Annotated in this window: 18 protein-coding genes; all 18 read left to right on the forward strand. The window is 64.2% G+C overall.

Features of this window, described 5'->3' with window-relative positions; translation table 11 throughout:
- Nucleotides 1-4 precede the first annotated feature (4 nt).
- The gene (locus BIWAKO_RS23195) at nucleotides 5-439 is read left to right on the forward strand and encodes a GFA family protein (RefSeq protein WP_069880657.1); all 435 of its coding nucleotides are present in this window, start codon (nucleotides 5-7) and stop codon (nucleotides 437-439) included.
- A 2-nt stretch (nucleotides 440-441) separates the two neighbouring features.
- A complete protein-coding gene (locus BIWAKO_RS23200; RefSeq protein WP_069880658.1) occupies nucleotides 442-1,632 on the forward strand; it encodes an NADH-quinone oxidoreductase subunit D in 1,191 nt (396 codons plus the stop codon).
- The gene (gene nuoE / locus BIWAKO_RS23205) at nucleotides 1,632-2,576 is read left to right on the forward strand and encodes an NADH-quinone oxidoreductase subunit NuoE (protein WP_069880659.1); all 945 of its coding nucleotides are present in this window, start codon (nucleotides 1,632-1,634) and stop codon (nucleotides 2,574-2,576) included. The genes BIWAKO_RS23200 and nuoE overlap by 1 nt, the downstream gene beginning before the upstream one ends.
- Nucleotides 2,577-2,584: 8 nt before the next feature.
- Nucleotides 2,585-3,889 carry an NADH-quinone oxidoreductase subunit NuoF gene (nuoF, locus tag BIWAKO_RS23210; RefSeq protein WP_069882721.1) on the forward strand — a complete coding sequence of 435 codons (1,305 nt, stop codon included), beginning with the start codon at nucleotides 2,585-2,587 and terminating at the stop codon, nucleotides 3,887-3,889.
- 4 nt (nucleotides 3,890-3,893) lie between these two features.
- Nucleotides 3,894-5,957: an NADH-quinone oxidoreductase subunit NuoG gene (gene nuoG / locus BIWAKO_RS23215; protein WP_069880660.1), complete on the forward strand. Its 2,064-nt coding sequence runs from the start codon at nucleotides 3,894-3,896 to the stop codon at nucleotides 5,955-5,957.
- A gap of 6 nt (nucleotides 5,958-5,963) precedes the next feature.
- Nucleotides 5,964-6,983 carry an NADH-quinone oxidoreductase subunit NuoH gene (gene nuoH / locus BIWAKO_RS23220; protein WP_069880661.1) on the forward strand — a complete coding sequence of 340 codons (1,020 nt, stop codon included), beginning with the start codon at nucleotides 5,964-5,966 and terminating at the stop codon, nucleotides 6,981-6,983.
- Nucleotides 6,983-7,225 carry a hypothetical protein gene (locus tag BIWAKO_RS23225; protein WP_069880662.1) on the forward strand — a complete coding sequence of 81 codons (243 nt, stop codon included), beginning with the start codon at nucleotides 6,983-6,985 and terminating at the stop codon, nucleotides 7,223-7,225. The genes nuoH and BIWAKO_RS23225 overlap by 1 nt, the downstream gene beginning before the upstream one ends.
- Before the next feature lie 22 nt (nucleotides 7,226-7,247).
- A complete protein-coding gene (gene nuoI / locus BIWAKO_RS23230; protein WP_043236790.1) occupies nucleotides 7,248-7,736 on the forward strand; it encodes an NADH-quinone oxidoreductase subunit NuoI in 489 nt (162 codons plus the stop codon).
- Between the two features lie 180 nt (nucleotides 7,737-7,916).
- Nucleotides 7,917-8,540 (forward strand): NADH-quinone oxidoreductase subunit J, encoded by a 624-nt coding sequence (locus tag BIWAKO_RS23235; RefSeq protein WP_069880663.1) that lies wholly within the window; start codon nucleotides 7,917-7,919, stop codon nucleotides 8,538-8,540.
- A complete protein-coding gene (gene nuoK / locus BIWAKO_RS23240; protein ID WP_069880664.1) occupies nucleotides 8,537-8,845 on the forward strand; it encodes an NADH-quinone oxidoreductase subunit NuoK in 309 nt (102 codons plus the stop codon). Before BIWAKO_RS23235 ends, nuoK begins: the two co-directional genes overlap by 4 nt.
- A gap of 27 nt (nucleotides 8,846-8,872) precedes the next feature.
- Complete coding sequence (gene nuoL, locus BIWAKO_RS23245) at nucleotides 8,873-10,924, forward strand: NADH-quinone oxidoreductase subunit L (protein WP_069880665.1); 2,052 nt, start codon at nucleotides 8,873-8,875, stop codon at nucleotides 10,922-10,924.
- 4 nt (nucleotides 10,925-10,928) lie between these two features.
- Nucleotides 10,929-12,440, forward strand: a complete 1,512-nt coding sequence (locus tag BIWAKO_RS23250) for an NADH-quinone oxidoreductase subunit M (RefSeq protein ID WP_069882722.1) — start codon at nucleotides 10,929-10,931, stop codon at nucleotides 12,438-12,440.
- A gap of 12 nt (nucleotides 12,441-12,452) precedes the next feature.
- The gene (gene nuoN / locus BIWAKO_RS23255; RefSeq protein ID WP_069880666.1) at nucleotides 12,453-13,880 is read left to right on the forward strand and encodes an NADH-quinone oxidoreductase subunit NuoN; all 1,428 of its coding nucleotides are present in this window, start codon (nucleotides 12,453-12,455) and stop codon (nucleotides 13,878-13,880) included.
- A 13-nt stretch (nucleotides 13,881-13,893) separates the two neighbouring features.
- Nucleotides 13,894-14,652: a biotin--[acetyl-CoA-carboxylase] ligase gene (locus tag BIWAKO_RS23260; RefSeq protein ID WP_069880667.1), complete on the forward strand. Its 759-nt coding sequence runs from the start codon at nucleotides 13,894-13,896 to the stop codon at nucleotides 14,650-14,652.
- 112 nt (nucleotides 14,653-14,764) lie between these two features.
- Nucleotides 14,765-16,435 carry a ribonuclease J gene (locus tag BIWAKO_RS23265; RefSeq protein WP_069880668.1) on the forward strand — a complete coding sequence of 557 codons (1,671 nt, stop codon included), beginning with the start codon at nucleotides 14,765-14,767 and terminating at the stop codon, nucleotides 16,433-16,435.
- Between the two features lie 110 nt (nucleotides 16,436-16,545).
- Complete coding sequence (gene mce, locus BIWAKO_RS23270; protein ID WP_069880669.1) at nucleotides 16,546-16,950, forward strand: methylmalonyl-CoA epimerase; 405 nt, start codon at nucleotides 16,546-16,548, stop codon at nucleotides 16,948-16,950.
- A gap of 34 nt (nucleotides 16,951-16,984) precedes the next feature.
- Nucleotides 16,985-17,359 (forward strand): RidA family protein, encoded by a 375-nt coding sequence (locus BIWAKO_RS23275; RefSeq protein WP_069880670.1) that lies wholly within the window; start codon nucleotides 16,985-16,987, stop codon nucleotides 17,357-17,359.
- 105 nt (nucleotides 17,360-17,464) lie between these two features.
- Nucleotides 17,465-17,695: a DUF1467 family protein gene (locus BIWAKO_RS23280; RefSeq protein ID WP_069880671.1), complete on the forward strand. Its 231-nt coding sequence runs from the start codon at nucleotides 17,465-17,467 to the stop codon at nucleotides 17,693-17,695.
- Nucleotides 17,696-17,962: the final 267 nt, after the last annotated feature.

A 17,962-nucleotide genomic window follows, 5' to 3' on the forward strand; every position in this document is an offset into this window, starting at 1 on the left:
CCCGATGGCTGCTGCCGACAAATCGCTGTCCGGAGGCTGTCTCTGCGGTGCGGTCCGTTTTGCGGCCGTGCCGGAGAAGCTGGAAATGGATGTCTGCCATTGCGGCATGTGCCGGAAATGGAGCGGCGGCACCTTCATGGCCGTGCCCTGCACCGGGGTCACGGTCGACGATGACGCTGCGCTCGGCATCTATCCGTCCTCCGACTGGGGCGAGCGCGTGTTCTGCAGGACCTGCGGCTCCAGCCTGTTCTGGCGGTTGCGCGGCGGAGAGGGGCATGTCGCCGTCTCGATGCAGAGCTTCGACGACCTTTCGCCCTTCGCCTTTACCGAAGAAATCTTCATCGACGAGAAGCCAGCGCTCTATGCCTTTGCAGGAGAGCGGCCGCGCAAGACCGGCGCGCAGGTCGTCGCCGAATTCGCCGCGAAACAGGCGGGCTGAGAATGACCGAGCACAACATCCGCAATTTCTCGATCAATTTCGGGCCGCAGCACCCGGCGGCACACGGGGTGCTGCGCCTCGTGCTGGAGCTCGACGGTGAGATCGTCGAGCGCGTCGATCCGCATATCGGCTTGCTGCATCGCGGCACCGAGAAGCTGATCGAAGCCAAGACCTATCTGCAGGCGCTGCCCTATTTCGACCGGCTCGACTATGTCGCGCCGATGAACCAGGAGCATGCCTATTCGCTCGCGGTCGAGAAGCTGATGGGGGTGACCGTGCCGCGGCGCGGCCAGCTCATCCGCGTGCTCTATTCCGAGATCGGCCGCATCCTCTCGCATATCCTCAACGTCACCACGCAGGCGATGGACGTCGGCGCGCTGACGCCGCCGCTCTGGGGCTTCGAGGAACGCGAGAAGCTGATGATCTTCTATGAGCGGGCCTGCGGCGCGCGCATGCATGCGGCCTATGTCCGGCCGGGAGGCGTTCACCAGGACCTGCCGCCTTCGCTGATCCACGATATCGCCGAATGGTGCGACCCCTTCCTCAAGGTCTGCGACGACCTCGAAGGACTGCTCACCGACAACCGCATCTTCAAGCAGCGCAATGTCGATATCGGCGTCGTCGATCTCGACACTTGCTGGAAATGGGGATTCTCGGGCGTGATGGTGCGCGGCTCCGGTGCCGCCTGGGACCTGCGCAAGAGCCAGCCTTACGAATGCTATGAGGAGATGGAATTCGACATCCCCATCGGCAAGAACGGCGACTGCTACGACCGCTACTGCATCCGCATGGAAGAGATGCGCCAATCCGTGCGCATCATGAAGCAGTGCTGCGAGAAGCTGCTGGCTGCCGATGGCGGCGGCCCGGTCTCATCGCTCGACGGCAAGATGGTGCCGCCGAAGCGCGGAGAGATGAAGCGCTCGATGGAAGCGCTCATCCACCATTTCAAGCTCTACACCGAGGGCTACAAGGTCCCCGAAGGCGAGGTCTATGCCGCCGTCGAGGCGCCGAAGGGCGAGTTCGGCGTCTATCTCGTCTCCGACGGCACCAACAAGCCCTATCGCTGCAAGATCAAGGCTCCGGGCTTCGCCCATCTCCAGGCCATGGATTTCATGTGCCGCAAGCACATGCTGGCGGACGTCTCCGCAATCCTCGGCTCTCTCGACATCGTTTTTGGTGAGGTGGACCGCTAATGTCCGTCCGTCGTCTCGCGCCCGATCACGTTCAACCCGCGTCCTTCGCCTTTACTGCGGCGAACGAGAACTGGGCTGATCAGCAGATCGCCAAATATCCGGAAGGCCGGCAGGCCTCCGCCGTGATTCCGCTGTTGTGGAAGGCGCAGGAACAGCATCACGGCTGGGTTCCGCGCGCCGCGATCGAGGCGGTGGCGAAGAAGCTCTCGATGGCACCGATGCGCGTGCTGGAGATCGCGACCTTCTACACCATGTTCAATCTGCAGCCGGTCGGAGCTCATTTCATCCAGCTCTGCGGCACGACTCCTTGCGCGCTGCGCGGAGCCGAGGCGCTGAAGAAGGTCTGCGAGGACGTCATCGGCCCGCAATCGACCGTTTCTGCCGATGGCAAGCTGTCCTGGCTCGAGGTCGAATGCCTCGGCGCCTGCTGCAATGCCCCGATGGCGCAGGTCAATTTCGACTATTACGAAGACCTGACACCCGAGAATTTCCGCGCGCTCCTCGACGATCTGCGACATGATCGGCCGACGAAGCCCGGCCCGCAGATCGACCGTTCCTGTTCGGAACCGGTCGGTGGTGGCGAAACGCTGAAGGATCCGGGCCTCTATGACGGCTCCGCGATCGGAGCCGGAAACTGGCAGGCTCGCGTCACCGAACAGCGCAAGGCAGCGGCCGAGGCTGCGGTCGCAAAGGCTGCGGCGGAAGCAGCGGCCAAGGCTGCCGAGGCGACGCCGGCTGCGATTGAGACCAAGCCTGCGACCGAAACCGCGGCTCCCGCCCGTCCCAAGCCTTCGTCCCCGGCACAGCCTGCCGGCTCCGCGCAGGACACACCGGCAGCCGGCGGCAAGGTCGACAAGGACGCCGTTGCTGAATCTGCGAAGCCGGCTGATGCGCCGGCGCGCCGTACGCGGGCTGCCAAGCCCAGCGACAAGCCGAAAGAGTGAGGCGAGACATGCTCGCAGATCGCGACCGCATCTTTACGAACCTCTACGGCCGGCACGACCTGTCGCTGAAGGGCGCCATGGCGCGTGGCGCCTGGGACGGCACCAAGTTCCTGCTTGAGCAGGGGCGCGACTGGATCATCGACGAGATGAAGCGCTCGGGCCTGCGCGGGCGCGGTGGCGCCGGCTTCCCGACCGGACTCAAATGGTCGTTCATGCCGAAGCAGAATGACGGGCGTCCGCATTATCTCGTCGTCAATGCCGACGAATCGGAGCCGGGCACCTGCAAGGACCGCGAGATCATGCGAAACGACCCGCATACGCTGGTCGAGGGCTGCCTGATCGCCTCCTTCGCCATGGGCGCGCATGCGGCCTACATCTATATTCGCGGCGAGTATGTCCGGGAGCGCGAGGCGCTGCAGCGCGCCGTCGACGAGGCCTATGCGGCAAACCTCATCGGCAAGAACAACAAGCACGGCTATCCGTTTGATCTCTATGTGCATCACGGGGCCGGCGCTTATATCTGCGGCGAAGAGACGGCGCTGCTGGAGAGCCTTGAAGGCAAGAAGGGCATGCCGCGGCTGAAGCCGCCATTCCCGGCCAATGTCGGCCTCTATGGCTGCCCGACCACGGTTAACAACGTCGAGTCGATTGCAGTGGCGCCGACCATCCTGCGCCGCGGTTCGAGCTGGTTCTCCTCGCTCGGTAACCCGAACAATGTCGGCACCAAGCTGTTCTGCGTCTCGGGCCATGTGAACAAGCCCTGCAACGTCGAAGAGGTGATGGGCATCCCGTTCCGCGAGCTGATCGACCGCCATTGCGGCGGCATCCGCGGCGGCTGGGACAATCTGCTCGCGGTCATCCCGGGCGGCTCCTCCGTGCGCATGGTGCCTGCCGAGCAGATCATCGACACGCCGATGGATTTCGACTCACTCTCGAAGCTGCGCTCGGGCCTCGGCACCGCCGCGGTGATCGTCATGGACAAGTCGACCGACATCGTCCGCGCCATTGCCCGCATCAGCTATTTCTACAAGCATGAGAGCTGCGGCCAGTGCACGCCGTGCCGCGAGGGCACGGGCTGGATGTGGCGCGTCCTCAACCGCATGGCAGAGGGCCGGGCTCAGAAGCGCGAGATCGACATGCTGCTGGACGTCACCAAGCAGGTCGAAGGCCATACGATCTGTGCGCTCGGCGATGCCGCGGCCTGGCCGATCCAGGGCCTGATCGCGCATTTCCGTCACGAGATCGAAAAGCGCATCGACGATTATGCCGCCAATCCGCATTCCGAGCCGGCGCGGCTGATGGCGGCGGAGTAAGACCATGACCAAACTCGTCATCGACGGCATCGAGGTCGACGTCCCGGCCGATTACACCGTGCTCCAGGCCTGCGAGGCCGCTGGCGCCGAGGTGCCACGCTTCTGCTTCCATGAGCGCCTCTCGATCGCCGGCAACTGCCGCATGTGCCTCGTCGAGGTGAAGGGCGGGCCGCCGAAGCCCCAGGCCTCCTGCGCCATCGGCGTGCGCGACCTGCGCCCCGGGCCGAATGGCGAGCCGCCGGTCGTCTCGACCAAGTCGCCGATGGTCAAGAAGGCGCGCGAAGGGGTGATGGAGTTCCTGCTCATCAACCACCCGCTCGACTGCCCGATCTGCGACCAGGGCGGCGAATGCGACCTGCAGGACCAGGCGATGGCCTATGGCGTGGACAATTCCCGCTATGCCGAGAACAAGCGTGCCGTCGAGGACAAGTATATCGGCCCGTTGGTGAAGACGACGATGACGCGCTGCATCCACTGCACGCGCTGCGTTCGCTTCACCACCGAAGTCGCTGGCGGTACCGATCTCGGCGCCATTGGCCGCGGCGAGGACATGGAGATCACGACCTATCTCGAACAGGCGATGGGTTCGGAGCTCCAGGGCAATATCGTCGATCTTTGCCCGGTCGGCGCACTGACCTCGCGGCCTTATCAGAACAAGGCCCGGCCCTGGGAGCTGACCAAGACCGAATCCGTCGACGTGATGGATGCGGTCGGCTCCGCCATCCGGGTCGATTCTCGTGGCCGCGAAGTGATGCGCATCCTGCCGCGCATCAACGAGGCGGTGAACGAGGAGTGGATCTCCGACAAGACCCGCCATGTCGTCGACGGCCTGCGCACGCAGCGTCTCGACCGGCCCTATATCCGGCAGAACGGCGCCCTGAAGCCTGCAAGCTGGAACGAAGCCTTTGCGCTGATCGCCGACCGGCTGAACGCGACCAGGCCTGAGCGCGTCGGCGCGATCGTCGGCGACCTTGCCGCGGTCGAGGAGGTTTTCGCGCTGAAGAGCCTGATGGCCGCGCTTGGCGTCGGCAATATCGACAGCCGCCAGGATGGTGCGAAACTGCATCCCAAGCATGGTCGCGCCAGCTACCTCCTCAATGCCGGCATCGCCGGGATCGAGGATGCGACTTCGCTGCTGATCATCGGCGCCAATCCGCGCAGGGAAGCGCCGATCCTCAACGCCCGCATCCGCAAGCGCTGGCTGCGCGGTGACTTCAAGGTCTCGCTGATTGGCGAACAGGCCGATCTGACCTATGCCCATGACTATCTCGGCGCTGGCCCCGAGACCCTGGCCGATCTTGTCAAGCGCGCTCCGGCCGCTGGCGACAAGCCGATGGTTCTGGTCGGGCAGGGCGCCCTCGCCCGCGCGGACGGCGAGGCGATCCTTTCGCTCGCTGCCAAGGCCGCACAGGTGCTGGGCGCGGTCAAGGACGGCTGGAACGGCTTCGGCGTGCTGCACACCGCAGCCGCCCGCGTCGGTGCGCTCGATCTCGGCTTCGTGCCGGGCGCGGGTGCACTCGATGTCGCCGGCATGGTCTCGCCCGGCGCACTCGATGTGCTGTTCCTGCTCGGCGCCGACGAGGTCGAAGTCCCGGCCGGGGCTTTCGTGATCTATCAGGGTACCCATGGCGACCGTGGCGCGCATCGCGCCGATGTCATCCTCCCGGGCGCCGCCTATACCGAGAAGTCGGGCACCTATGCCAACACCGAGGGCAGGGTGCAGATGACCGATCGTGCCACTTTCCCGCCGGGCGATGCCCGCGAGGATTGGGCGATCCTGCGGGCGCTCTCCGGTGTGCTCGGCAAGACCTTGCCCTTCGACTCGCTCGCGGCGCTGCGCCAGGCACTCTACGCTGCCCATCCGCATTTCGCCGGGCTCGATACGCTTCCGGCGGCTGACGCCTCTTCGCTGGGCGCCCTTGCGGGACTTGGCGGCAAGACCGACAAGGCTGGCTTCGCCTCGCCGGTCGCTGATTTCTACCAGACCAACCCGATCGCGCGTGCCTCGGCCGTGATGGCGGAATGCTCGGCGCTGGCCTCTGGCCGGATGCGGCAGGCGGCGGAGTAAGGCCAGATGAACTGGGATATCGTCCTCGATCTCGCGATCATTCTCGGCAAGAGCCTGCTGCTGCTGGTTTGCCTGCTCGTCTTCATCGCCTTCATCCTGCTGGCGGACCGCAAGATCTGGGCGGCGGTGCAGCTTCGGCGCGGTCCCAACGTGGTCGGGCCTTTCGGCCTGTTCCAGAGTTTTGCCGACCTGCTGAAATTCGTCTTCAAGGAGCCGATCGTCCCGTCGAGCTCCAACAAGGGCGTCTTCCTGCTCGCCCCGCTGGTCTCCTGCGTGCTCTCGCTCGCGGCCTGGGCGGTCATCCCGGTTGCAGAGGGCTGGGCGATCGCCGACATCAATGTCGGCATCCTCTATATCTTCGCGATCTCGTCGCTCGGCGTCTATGGCGTGATCATGGGCGGCTGGGCCTCGAACTCGAAATACCCGTTCCTCGGCGCCCTGCGCTCGGCGGCCCAGATGGTTTCCTACGAAGTCTCGATCGGCTTCGTCATCATCACCGTGCTGCTCTGCGTCGGTTCGCTGAACCTGTCGGCCATCGTGGAGGCGCAGAATACAAGCTGGGGCATGCTGCGCTGGTTCTTCCTGCCGCTGTTCCCGATGTTCGTCGTTTTCTTCATTTCGGCTCTGGCCGAGACGAACCGGCCGCCCTTCGATCTGCCGGAAGCCGAATCCGAACTCGTCGCCGGCTTCATGGTCGAGTACTCCTCGACACCGTATCTGCTGTTCATGCTCGGCGAATACGTGGCGATCATGACCATGTGCTCGCTGACCACGATCCTGTTCCTCGGGGGCTGGCTGCCGCCGTTCCCGATCGCGCCCTTCACCTGGCTGCCCGGCGTGTTCTGGTTCGCACTCAAGATCTGCCTGGTGTTCTTCATGTTCGCCATGGTTAAGGCCTTCGTGCCGCGCTACCGCTATGACCAACTGATGCGGCTGGGCTGGAAGGTGTTCCTGCCGATCTCGCTGGTCTCGGTGGTGGTCGTCGCGGCAGTGCTGCAGATCACCGGCTGGGGGCCGGTGCGCTGATGGAATTATCCACTGCGGGGCTGATCGGCGCTGCCGTCGGTCTGGTCCTGGGGTGGGTGGACTACAAGGTCGTCGGAGACCTCGTCGAGCGCGCATTGCGCCGGACGGATACCTCGACGACACGCGAGGAGAAGGATGATTACGAACGGCGCATCAGGCTGTTCAGGATCGTCTTTCTCGTCGGCACCATGGGGTTCTTCCCCATTCTGGGTTACCTGCTCGGCCGCCTGCTGTTCGGTTGAGTTTGTGAAGAGGATGAGAGCGATGTCACTCGCGCAAGCCGCCAAAGGGCTGCTTCTCAAGGAGTTCGTTTCGGCGTTCTTCCTGTCGATGCGCTATTTCTTCAAGCCGAAGGCGACGCTCAACTATCCCTTCGAGAAGGGCGTGCTTTCGCCGCGCTTTCGTGGCGAGCATGCGTTGCGCCGCTATCCCAATGGCGAGGAGCGCTGCATTGCCTGCAAGCTCTGCGAGGCGATCTGCCCGGCCCAGGCCATCACCATCGAGGCCGGTCCGCGCCGCAATGACGGCACGCGCCGCACCACGCGCTACGACATCGACATGACGAAGTGCATCTATTGCGGCTTCTGTCAGGAAGCCTGCCCGGTGGACGCCATCGTCGAGGGGCCGAACTTCGAATTCGCGACCGAAACCCGCGAGGAACTGTTCTACGACAAGGCAAAACTGCTGGCGAACGGCGATCGCTGGGAGCGCGAGATCGCGCGCAACATCGCGATGGATGCGCCGTATCGTTGAGGCGGTGAAGACCTCGCGGCTCCGGGCATCCGGGGCAGCGGGCAGGGATGACGAGGGATGGGGAGCGTCGCGCGGTTGTCGCGTCCGGCGGGCCTCTCTATAGACGCTCAAAACTGTGCCTGACTCGCTCGGGCACGCTTGAAACGAGGGCCGCCCGCAAGGGCGGAAGGGCTGACCGAGATGAACGCCGCAGCGGCATTCTTCTATCTGTTCTCTGGCATCACCGTCGCTTCGGCGTTCATGGTGGTGTCGTCGCGCAACCCCGTTCATTCGGTGCTGTTCCTGATCCTGGCCTTCGTCAATGCGGCGGGCCTGTTCCTGCTGCTCGGGGCCGAGTTCCTCGCGATGCTGCTGGTCGTCGTCTATGTCGGCGCGGTCGCGGTGCTCTTCCTCTTCGTGGTGATGATGCTCGACGTGGACTTCGCCGAGTTCCGCCAGGGCTTCCTGAACTACCTGCCGGTTGGCGCGCTGGTCGGGCTGGTCTTCCTGGTCGAACTGCTGCTCGTGGTTGGCGCCTGGGTGATCGATCCGAAGATCGTCAGCGCGCCCGTCGCCGCGATCCCGGCCAATATCAGCAACACCGAGGCGCTCGGGCAGGTGCTCTACACCCAGTATGTCTATTACTTCCAGGCGGCCGGTCTGGTGCTGCTCGTCGCCATGATCGGCGCGATCGTCCTGACCCTGCGCGACCGTCCCGGCGTCAAGCGCCAGAATGTCGTCGCCCAGAATGCCCGCACCAAGGAAACCGCGATGGAAGTGCGCAAGGTGCCCTCGCGCGCCGGCCTGCCTGAGGAGACCGTCTGATGATCGGCCTGGGACATTATCTCGCGGTCGGCGCGATCCTGTTCACGCTCGGCGTGCTCGGCATCTTCATCAACCGCAAGAACGTCATCGTCATCCTGATGTCGATCGAGCTCATCCTGCTCGCGGTCAACATCAACTTCGTGGCCTTCTCGTCGTTCATGAACGATATCGTCGGCCAGGTCTTTGCGCTCCTGGTGTTGACTGTCGCGGCGGCGGAAGCCGCGATCGGCCTCGCCATTCTTGTCGTCTACTTCCGAAATCGCGGCACGATCGCGGTGGAAGACATCAACATGATGAAAGGCTGAGCGCGCCTGCGCGCCCTGCTAGCTGCCATGTATCACGCGATCGTCTTCCTCCCGCTCCTCGGCTTCCTGATCGCCGGCCTCTTCGGCCGGCTGATCGGATCACGCGCCTCGGAGATCGTCACCACCTCGCTGCTGATGGTCTCGGCCGTCCTGTCCTGGATCGCCTTCTTCAATGTCGGCTTCGGCGCCGGTACCACGCGCGTTCAGATCGCGACCTGGCTCGCATCCGCCGATCTGCGCGTCGACTGGGCCTTCCGCATCGACACGCTGACCGCGGTCATGCTGGTCGTCGTCAACACCGTCTCATCGCTCGTGCACCTCTATTCCATCGGCTACATGCACGAGGATCCGCACCGGCCGCGCTTCTTCGCCTATCTCTCGCTCTTCACCTTCGCGATGCTGATGCTGGTGACGGCGGACAATCTCGTCCAGATGTTCTTCGGCTGGGAAGGCGTCGGTCTTGCCTCTTATTTGCTGATCGGCTTCTGGTACCAGAAGCCCTCGGCGAACGCGGCCGCGATCAAGGCTTTCGTCGTCAACAGAGTCGGCGATTTCGGTTTTCTCCTCGGCCTCGCCCTGGTCTTCGTGCTGTTCGGCTCGGTCACCTTCGACAGCATCTTCCCGAAGGCGGGCGAACTGACCGGCCAGACCTTCCGGTTCCTCGGCTATGAGTGGAATGCGCTGACCCTGACCTGCCTGCTGCTGTTCATGGGCGCGATGGGCAAGTCGGCGCAGTTCCTGCTGCACACCTGGCTGCCTGACGCAATGGAGGGCCCGACCCCCGTCTCGGCGCTGATTCACGCCGCGACCATGGTCACCGCCGGCGTCTTCATGGTGGCGCGCCTGTCGCCGATCTTCGAATATGCGCCGGTCGCAATGACCGTCGTCGTCGTCATCGGCGCAACCACCGCCTTCTTCGCGGCGACCGTCGGCCTGGTGCAGAACGACATCAAGCGCGTCATCGCCTATTCGACCTGCTCGCAGCTCGGCTACATGTTCGTCGCGCTCGGCACCGGTGCCTATTCGGCCGGTATCTTCCACCTCTTCACCCACGCCTTCTTCAAGGCGCTGCTTTTCCTCGGTGCAGGCTCGGTCATCCACGCGATGCACCATGAGCAGGACATGCGCTACATGGGCGGCCTGCGGAAGCATATTCCCTTCACCGCGGCCGCGATGACGATCGGCACGCTGGCGCTGACCGGTGTCGGCATTCCCGGCACGATGCTCGGCTTCGCGGGCTTCTTCTCGAAGGACGCGATCATCGAGAGCGCCTTTGCCGCCAAGCATGGCTTCGCCACCGACTACGCCTTCGTGCTGCTGGTCGTGGCGGCCTGCTTCACCTCGTTCTATTCCTGGCGGCTCTACTTCATGACCTTCGAGGGCAGTCCGCGCTGGGCTGGCCACGGCCATGACGCGCATGGTCATGACGACCACGCTCATGCTGCGCACGCTCATGGTCACGATGACCACGCGCATGCCGGACATGGCCATGACGGTCACGGCGGTCACGCGCACCAGCCGCACGAGAGCCCGCTCTCGATGCTCGTGCCGCTTGCAGTGCTTGCGCTCGGTGCCATTGCTGCCGGCTTCGTGTTCAAGGAAGCCTTCATCGGCCACGATTACGAGCATTTCTGGAAGGCCGCACTGTTCACCGGCAAGGACAACCATATCCTGCACGCGATGCACGAGGTTCCCGGCTGGGTCGTGGCTTCGCCCTTCGTCGCCATGCTGCTCGGCTTCGTCGGTGCGTACTACTGCTACATGCTGCGCCCGGACGTCCCCGGCAAGCTCGCGAAGGCGAACCCGGTCCTGTACCGTTTCCTGCTCAACAAGTGGTATTTCGACGAGATCTACGACTTCCTGTTCGTTCGTCCGGCGAAATGGCTCGGCCGCTTCCTCTGGAAGAAGGGCGACGGCTTCATCATCGACGGTTTTGGCCCCGATGGCGTCTCGGCTCGGGTGGTCGATGTCACCAACCGCGTCGTCCGGCTCCAGACCGGTTTTGTCTATCACTATGCCTTCGCCATGCTGATCGGCGTCGCGGGCCTGGTGACCTGGTATTTGCTGACTCGCGGGTGAGATGATGTTCGGTTTCGGTATCCTCACCGGTCTACTCGTCCTGCCGCTGGTTGGCGCCGCCTTCATTCTGGCGCAGCGCGGCGACGAGGCTTCGGTCAGCTCCAACGCTCGCTATGTCGCGCTGGCGACGACGATTGCGACCTTCTTCCTGGCTTGCGTCGCCTGGGGCCGGTTCGACTCGGCCAATCCGGCCTTCCAGCTGGTCGAGACCCATGGCTGGGTCTCGGATGCGATCAAGTTCAAGCTCGGCGTCGACGGTTTCTCATTCCCGTTCGTGGTGCTGACCGCCTTCCTGATGCCGTTCTGCATCCTCGCGTCCTGGACGTCGGTCGAGAAGCGGGTTCGCGAATACATGGTCGCGTTCCTGATCCTCGAGACGCTGATGATCGGTGTCTTCGTCGCGCTCGATCTCGTGCTGTTCTACGTCTTCTTCGAAGCCGGCTTGATCCCGATGTTCCTGATCATCGGCATCTGGGGCGGCAAGCGTCGTGTCTACGCGTCCTACAAGTTCTTCCTCTACACGCTGCTCGGCTCGGTGCTGATGCTGCTCGCGCTGATGGCGATGTACTGGAATGCCGGGACCACCGACATCCCGACGCTGCTGGCCCATAAGTTCCCGGTCTCGATGCAGCCCTGGCTCTGGCTCGCCTTCTTCGCATCCTTCGCCGTGAAGATGCCGATGTGGCCGGTCCATACCTGGCTGCCTGACGCCCACGTGGAAGCACCGACCGCGGGCTCCGTCATCCTGGCGGCGATCCTGCTCAAGATGGGCGGCTACGGCTTCATCCGTTTCTCGATCCCGATGTTCCCGGAAGCCTCGGCGATGTTTGCGCCGCTGGTCTTCGCGCTCTCCGTCATCGCCATCATCTACACCTCGCTGGTGGCGCTGATGCAGGAGGACATCAAGAAGCTGATCGCCTACTCGTCCGTCGCCCATATGGGGTTCGTCACCATGGGCCTCTTCACTCTGACGCCGCAGGGCATTCAGGGTGCGATGTTCCAGATGGTCAGCCACGGGCTGGTCTCCGGCGCACTCTTCCTCTGCGTCGGCGTGATCTATGACCGCATGCATACCCGCGAGATCGCCGCCTATGGCGGGCTGGTCAACCGGATGCCGCGTTACGCCGTCGCCTTCATGGTCTTCACCATGGCCAATGTCGGGTTGCCCGGCACGGCCGGCTTCGTCGGCGAGTTCCTGACCATCATTGGGGCCTTCAAGGCCAATCCCTGGGTCGCGTTCTTTGCAGCTTTCGGCGTCATCCTCTCGGCCGGCTATGCGCTCTGGCTCTATCGCCGCGTCGTGTTCGGCGAACTGGTGAAGCCGGAGCTCAAGAGCATCACCGATCTCAACACCCGCGAGGTCGTCATCCTCGCTCCGCTGATGCTGCTGACGATCTGGTACGGCATTGCGCCCGGTACCATCCTCGACGCCTTTGCCGCGCCGACCGAAGCCCTCATCAAGAATTATCAGGCCGCACTCACCGCCGCGAAAACGGCGATGCTGGTCGTACAGTAAGGTTTGGCAGCAATGACCTTGCCCGCCCTCGGCCCAGCTCTGCCGGAAATCACCCTCGCCATCGGCGCAATCGCCATGGTGCTCTACGGCGCCATCCGTGGCGAGGGCGCGACCCGTACGCTCGAAGCCATTGGACTTGCCTTGCTCGCGCTCGCGCTCGTGCTGGTGCTGTCGGGCACCGGCAAGGCGGTGACCTTCAACGGCGGCTTCGTCGCTGACGGTTTCGGGCGCTTCATGAAGGCGCTGACCCTGATCGGCGCCGGTGCGGCGATCGTGCTCGCAGGCGATTTCATGCGCCGCGACGGCTCGATGCGTTTCGAGTTCCCCGTGCTGGTCGTGCTCGCCACGATCGGCATGATGATGATGATCTCGGCCAACGACCTGATCGGTCTTTATGTCGGTCTCGAGCTGCAGAGCCTTGCGCTCTACGTCGTCGCCGCCTTCGACCGCGACAACACCAGGTCGACCGAAGCCGGCCTGAAATATTTCGTCCTCGGCGCACTGTCATCGGGCATGCTGCTCTATGGCAGTTCGCTCGTCTATGGCTTCACCGGCACCGTGACCTATTCCGGCATCGCCCAGACGGTCCATGGCGAGCATATCAGCCTCGGGCTGATCTTCGGCATCGTCTTCGTTGCCGCCGGCCTTGCCTTCAAGATCTCGGCCGTGCCCTTCCATATGTGGACGCCGGACGTCTACGAGGGGGCGCCGACACCGGTCGCCGCCTTCTTCGCTACCGCTCCCAAAATGGCTGCAATGGCGATGATGGTTCGCATCTTCGTCGGCGCGTTCCCGGGCGCGCTGCATGACTGGCAGCAGATCATCATCTTCATGTCGATCGCCTCGATGGCGCTCGGCGCCTTCGCTGCCATCGGCCAGCGCAACATCAAGCGCCTGCTTGCCTATTCCTCGATCGCCAATATGGGCTACGCACTGGTTGGCCTCGCGACGGGAACGGCAGCGGGCGTCCAGGGCGTGATGACCTATATGGCGATCTATCTCGCCACCACGCTTGCCGCCTTTGCCTGCGTTCTGCTGATGCGTCGCGACGGCAAGCCGGTGGAAGACATCTCCGAGCTCGCCGGGCTTTCGCGCACCAATCCCTGGATGGCTTTCGCGCTGGCGATGATGATGTTCTCGCTCGCCGGCATCCCGCCGCTGGCCGGATTCTGGGCGAAGTTCTACGTTTTCGCTGCCGCGATCGATGCCAAGCTCTATGCACTTGCTGTGATCGGCGTGGTGACCAGCGTGGTCGGCGCCTACTACTACCTGCGCGTCATCAAGGTGATGTATTTCGACGAGGCGAAGCCGGCCTTTGAGAAGGGGGACATCGGCGTGCGCGGCGTGCTGCTGGTCTCGACCCTGTTCGTGCTGATGCTCTCCTTCGTACCGGCCCCGCTGTTCGACTCGGCTGCTGCCGCCGCCAAGTCGCTGTTCTGAGGGGGCGGGCGGCGTGCTCGGCGAGGCGGCACGCGCCGCCGGCTACCGGCTGATCGTGCGGGACGCGGTCGGCTCGACCATGGAAGAGGCGCGCCGCGCCTTCGACCAGGGCGACCCTGGCTCACTCTGGATCGTGGCTCGCAGCCAAAGCGCCGGGCGTGGCCGTCATGGCCGCAACTGGGGCTCACCGCCCGGAAACCTCTACGCCAGCCTCTTGCTGGTGCAGCCCTGCGAACCTGCGCTGGCGCCGCAGCTCGGGTTTGTTGCTGGCCTCGCCTTGCATGACGCCGCAGCCAGGGTCACCGGCCTCTCTGCTCCGCGCCTTGCTTTGAAATGGCCCAATGACCTACTGATCGACCGCGCCAAGACGGCGGGTCTGCTGCTCGAAGGCGAGAGCCGGGCAGAGCGCTTTGCGGTCACCATCGGCATGGGCGTCAATGTCGCCAGCCGACCGGACGATACCCCCTATCCCGCGAGCTTCCTGAAAGCCGAAGACCCGGCTGCGAGTATCGAGGCTCTGCTAGCCGCGCTCAGCGACGCCTGGGTTGCCCGCTTCAACGCCTGGTCATTGCCCGGCGGTTTTGGCCCGACCCGGGCAGCCTGGCTCGAACGTGCAGCATTCCTCGGCGAGACCATCACCCTGCGCCTGGCGGAGGGGCCGCTGAGCGGTCGCTTCCTTGGCCTCGACGCCTCGGGCCGGCTTGAGCTCGATGTCGCAGGCGCGCGACATCTGGTTGACGCAGGCGATCTCTATTTCGGCCCTCCCAGCTGAACGGCCACGCCTGTCCCAGATCGGCTCCTGTCGCTCTTCCACGGCCTTCATGCTAGGCCTTGCCACTCATTCCGGCGCGCTCTGCGCCCTGCCTTTTGCCTTAGGATTTCCCGTGACCCGTTCCAGCGACCAACTCGTCTTCGTTCCCCTCGGCGGCCTAGGCGAGATCGGTATGAATGCGGCACTCTATGGCTTCGGGCCTGAAGGGCGGCGCAAATGGATCCTGGTTGATTGCGGCTTGTCATTTGCCGGTCCCGAGGTTCCAGGCGTCGACATCGTCCTCCCCGATCTGCGCTACATCATCGAGGAGCGGGCCAATCTGCTTGGCATCGTGATCACCCACGCGCATGAGGATCATATTGGCGCACTCGCGGCGCTGTGGCCCTCCCTGCGCGCGCCCGTCTATTGCACGCAGTTCGCGGCCGGGCTGCTTGCCACGCGGCGGCTGGGCGAGCCCGGTGCTCCGAAGGTGCCGATCAATGTCGTCGCCCAGGGCGGGCATGTCACGCTTGGCCCGTTCGAGATCGAGTTCGTGCCGGTCGCACATTCCATCCCCGAATCCTGCGCGCTGGCGATCCGGACCCCTGTCGGCCTGGTCGTCCATACCGGCGATTGGAAGATCGACCCGACGCCGCAGGTCGGCCTGCCGACCGACGAGAAGCGACTGCGCGAACTTGGTGACGAGGGCGTGCTCGCCCTGATCTGTGACTCGACCAACGTCATGCGTGACGGCATCAGCCCGAGCGAGGCGGACGTCGCGGCCAAGCTGAAGGAACTGGTCGCTTCCGCGCCCGGCCGCGTCGCCGTCACGACATTCGCCTCGAATGTGGCCCGGCTGCGGGCGGTTGCCGAGGCTGCCATGGCCGGCCGTCGCGATGTCGTCGTGGTCGGCCGCGCGATGGACCGTGTCATCGATGTCGCGCGCGAATGCGGCTATCTGGACGGCATTCCGGCATTCCGCTCCGTCGAGCACTATGGCTACCTGCCGCGCGACAAGGTTGTGGCGCTGCTCACCGGCAGTCAGGGTGAGCCGCGCGCCGCTCTCTCGCGCATTGCGTCCGACGATCATCCCGAGATCGCCCTGTCGCCAGGCGACCGCGTGATCTTCTCGTCCCGCACCATCCCGGGCAACGAAAAGGCCGTCGGCAACATCCTGAATGCGCTGGCACGGGACAATATCGAGATCATCACGGACCGCACGCATCTGGTCCATGTCTCGGGCCATCCGCGCCGCGAGGAAATGGCCCGGCTCTATGGCTGGCTCCGGCCGAAGATCGCCATTCCCGCCCATGGCGAGGATCTGCATCTGAGCGAGCACGCGGCCTTCGCGCGCGGGCTCGGCGTCAAGAACGTCGTTCGTGCCGGCAATGGCGATATCATCGCCATCACGGCCGATGGCGCGGGCAAGATCGATGAGGCCCCCCACGGCCGGCTCTATCAGGACGGCGCTCTCCTGGTGAATGCCATGGAGAAGACGATCCAGGAGCGCCGCAGGCTCTCCTTTGCCGGCATGATTTCAGTTGCCGTTGCGGTCGACGACAAGGGCGGCATCGCCGGCGAGCCGGAGATTGCCGTGCTCGGCCTGCCGCCGACCGCGCGCGACGGCACACCCTTCGACGAACTGGTCGCCGATGCGGTCTCCGACCTGCTCGACAACATCCCCAAGGCGCGTCGCCGCGATCCTGAAGCGCTGCGCAACGCGCTTGAGCGTGGCCTGCGCAGCACCGTCAACGAGGAATGGGGCAAGAAGCCGCTGGTGCATGCGCTGGTGATCGAAGTCTGAGACAGCGGCCCGAAAACTGGATTGCGGTTTTCGGGCCGATGCCAACGCGGAAGGCTAGATCATCGGCAGTATGGACGGCGGTGTTCTCGCCGGATGCAAGGGAGCTCTGAATGATTGGTCGCCTCAACCATGTCGCCATCGCCGTAAAGGACCTTGCGGCCTCGAGCGCGCTCTACCGCGATACGCTCGGCGCGCGCGTCTCTCAGCCGCTGCCGCAGCCTGATCACGGCGTCACTGTCGTCTTCGTCGAGCTGCCCAACACCAAGATCGAGTTGCTCGAGCCTCTCGGGACCGATTCACCTATCGCGAAATTTCTCGAGCGGAATGCCGATGGTGGCATTCATCACATCTGCTACGAGGTCGACGACATCCTGGCTGCACGGGACCGGCTGAAGGCAACGGGCGCGCGCGTGCTCGGCTCCGGCGAACCGCGCATCGGTGCCCATGGCAAGCCTGTCCTGTTCCTGCACCCGAAGGATTTCTGCGGCACGCTCGTCGAACTGGAACAGGCCTGAGATTCGGCGGCGCGATACAAGCGGGAGACGATTGATGATCGAGTTCTTCGGGGAGCCCGAAGCGGGCTCGCCACGCCCGTTCAGCGCGGCGACGCGGGCAGCGGGGCTGATCTTTGTCTCCGGACATTCGGCTCCGCATGATCCTGCGAACGGTGTCCACCGCGGTGAGACGCCGGCCGATGAGGTCCGCAATGCGCTGGGGCGGATCAGCGAGATTCTGACGGAGGCCGGCAGTAGCCTCGACCGCGTCGTGCAGATGACGATGCTGATCACCGACCCATCCGACTACGTTGCCTGCAATGCTGAATATGTGAAGCATTTCCCCGGCGGCCTGCCGGCGCGCCATACCGCGCGCTTCGGCGTGCCCACGGAAGCGCGCGTCGCGTTCTCCTGCGTCGCCTTGGCCTGATAGGCTTTCGCGTTGATTGCGAGGGGCTGCGGCAGCGAGGAACCTTGCCGCAATCCCGCTGGCTTGCCATGAGATGACCGCCTCCGCCCGAGAAAGGATCAGGCCATGACCATTGCTGGCGGTCTCGCCGTTTATTTCGTGATCTGGTGGACAGTTCTGTTCGTGACCCTGCCGTTCGGGGTCCGCAGTCAGGCGGAGGACGGGGAGGTCGTTCAGGGGACCGAGCCGGGCGCCCCCGTGCTTCCGGGCCTCGCCAAGAAGGCGCTGATCACAACGATCCTGGCCGGAATCATCTTCGTGTTCGTGTGGTATATCTGGTCGGCCTACGATCTTTGATCGGCAGTGGACGGTAACGCCAAAAAACAAAGGGCAAGGCCGAAGCCTTGCCCTGGAGTCTGTTTTTTCCGCAGTAACGGCGCACATCTGGTTGCGTGCGACTCATATACTAGGCGGGCGTTTGTTCCTCCCGAGACCTGGTCCGCGGCGCTCAAGGTTTCCCCGAGCGAGCCCAGCGCCAGATGAGTATCCGATTGTGACATGGCTGTCACCCATTTAGGCAGCGCTAGCCTGATCTTTTTGCAAGTTAAATGAAGTTTGCTCTTG

Origin of the sequence: Bosea sp. BIWAKO-01, assembly GCF_001748145.1 — a bacterium.
Lineage (GTDB): Bacteria > Pseudomonadota > Alphaproteobacteria > Rhizobiales > Beijerinckiaceae > Allobosea.

Coding starts and splice junctions, on each gene's coding strand:
- BIWAKO_RS23195 (WP_069880657.1), top strand. CDS start 5: ATGGCTGCTGCCGACAAATCGCTGTCCGGAGGCTGTCTCTGCGGTGCG.
- BIWAKO_RS23200 (WP_069880658.1), top strand. CDS start 442: ATGACCGAGCACAACATCCGCAATTTCTCGATCAATTTCGGGCCGCAG.
- nuoE (WP_069880659.1), top strand. CDS start 1,632: ATGTCCGTCCGTCGTCTCGCGCCCGATCACGTTCAACCCGCGTCCTTC.
- nuoF (WP_069882721.1), top strand. CDS start 2,585: ATGCTCGCAGATCGCGACCGCATCTTTACGAACCTCTACGGCCGGCAC.
- nuoG (WP_069880660.1), top strand. CDS start 3,894: ATGACCAAACTCGTCATCGACGGCATCGAGGTCGACGTCCCGGCCGAT.
- nuoH (WP_069880661.1), top strand. CDS start 5,964: ATGAACTGGGATATCGTCCTCGATCTCGCGATCATTCTCGGCAAGAGC.
- BIWAKO_RS23225 (WP_069880662.1), top strand. CDS start 6,983: ATGGAATTATCCACTGCGGGGCTGATCGGCGCTGCCGTCGGTCTGGTC.
- nuoI (WP_043236790.1), top strand. CDS start 7,248: ATGTCACTCGCGCAAGCCGCCAAAGGGCTGCTTCTCAAGGAGTTCGTT.
- BIWAKO_RS23235 (WP_069880663.1), top strand. CDS start 7,917: ATGAACGCCGCAGCGGCATTCTTCTATCTGTTCTCTGGCATCACCGTC.
- nuoL (WP_069880665.1), top strand. CDS start 8,873: ATGTATCACGCGATCGTCTTCCTCCCGCTCCTCGGCTTCCTGATCGCC.
- BIWAKO_RS23250 (WP_069882722.1), top strand. CDS start 10,929: ATGTTCGGTTTCGGTATCCTCACCGGTCTACTCGTCCTGCCGCTGGTT.
- nuoN (WP_069880666.1), top strand. CDS start 12,453: ATGACCTTGCCCGCCCTCGGCCCAGCTCTGCCGGAAATCACCCTCGCC.
- mce (WP_069880669.1), top strand. CDS start 16,546: ATGATTGGTCGCCTCAACCATGTCGCCATCGCCGTAAAGGACCTTGCG.
- BIWAKO_RS23275 (WP_069880670.1), top strand. CDS start 16,985: ATGATCGAGTTCTTCGGGGAGCCCGAAGCGGGCTCGCCACGCCCGTTC.
- BIWAKO_RS23280 (WP_069880671.1), top strand. CDS start 17,465: ATGACCATTGCTGGCGGTCTCGCCGTTTATTTCGTGATCTGGTGGACA.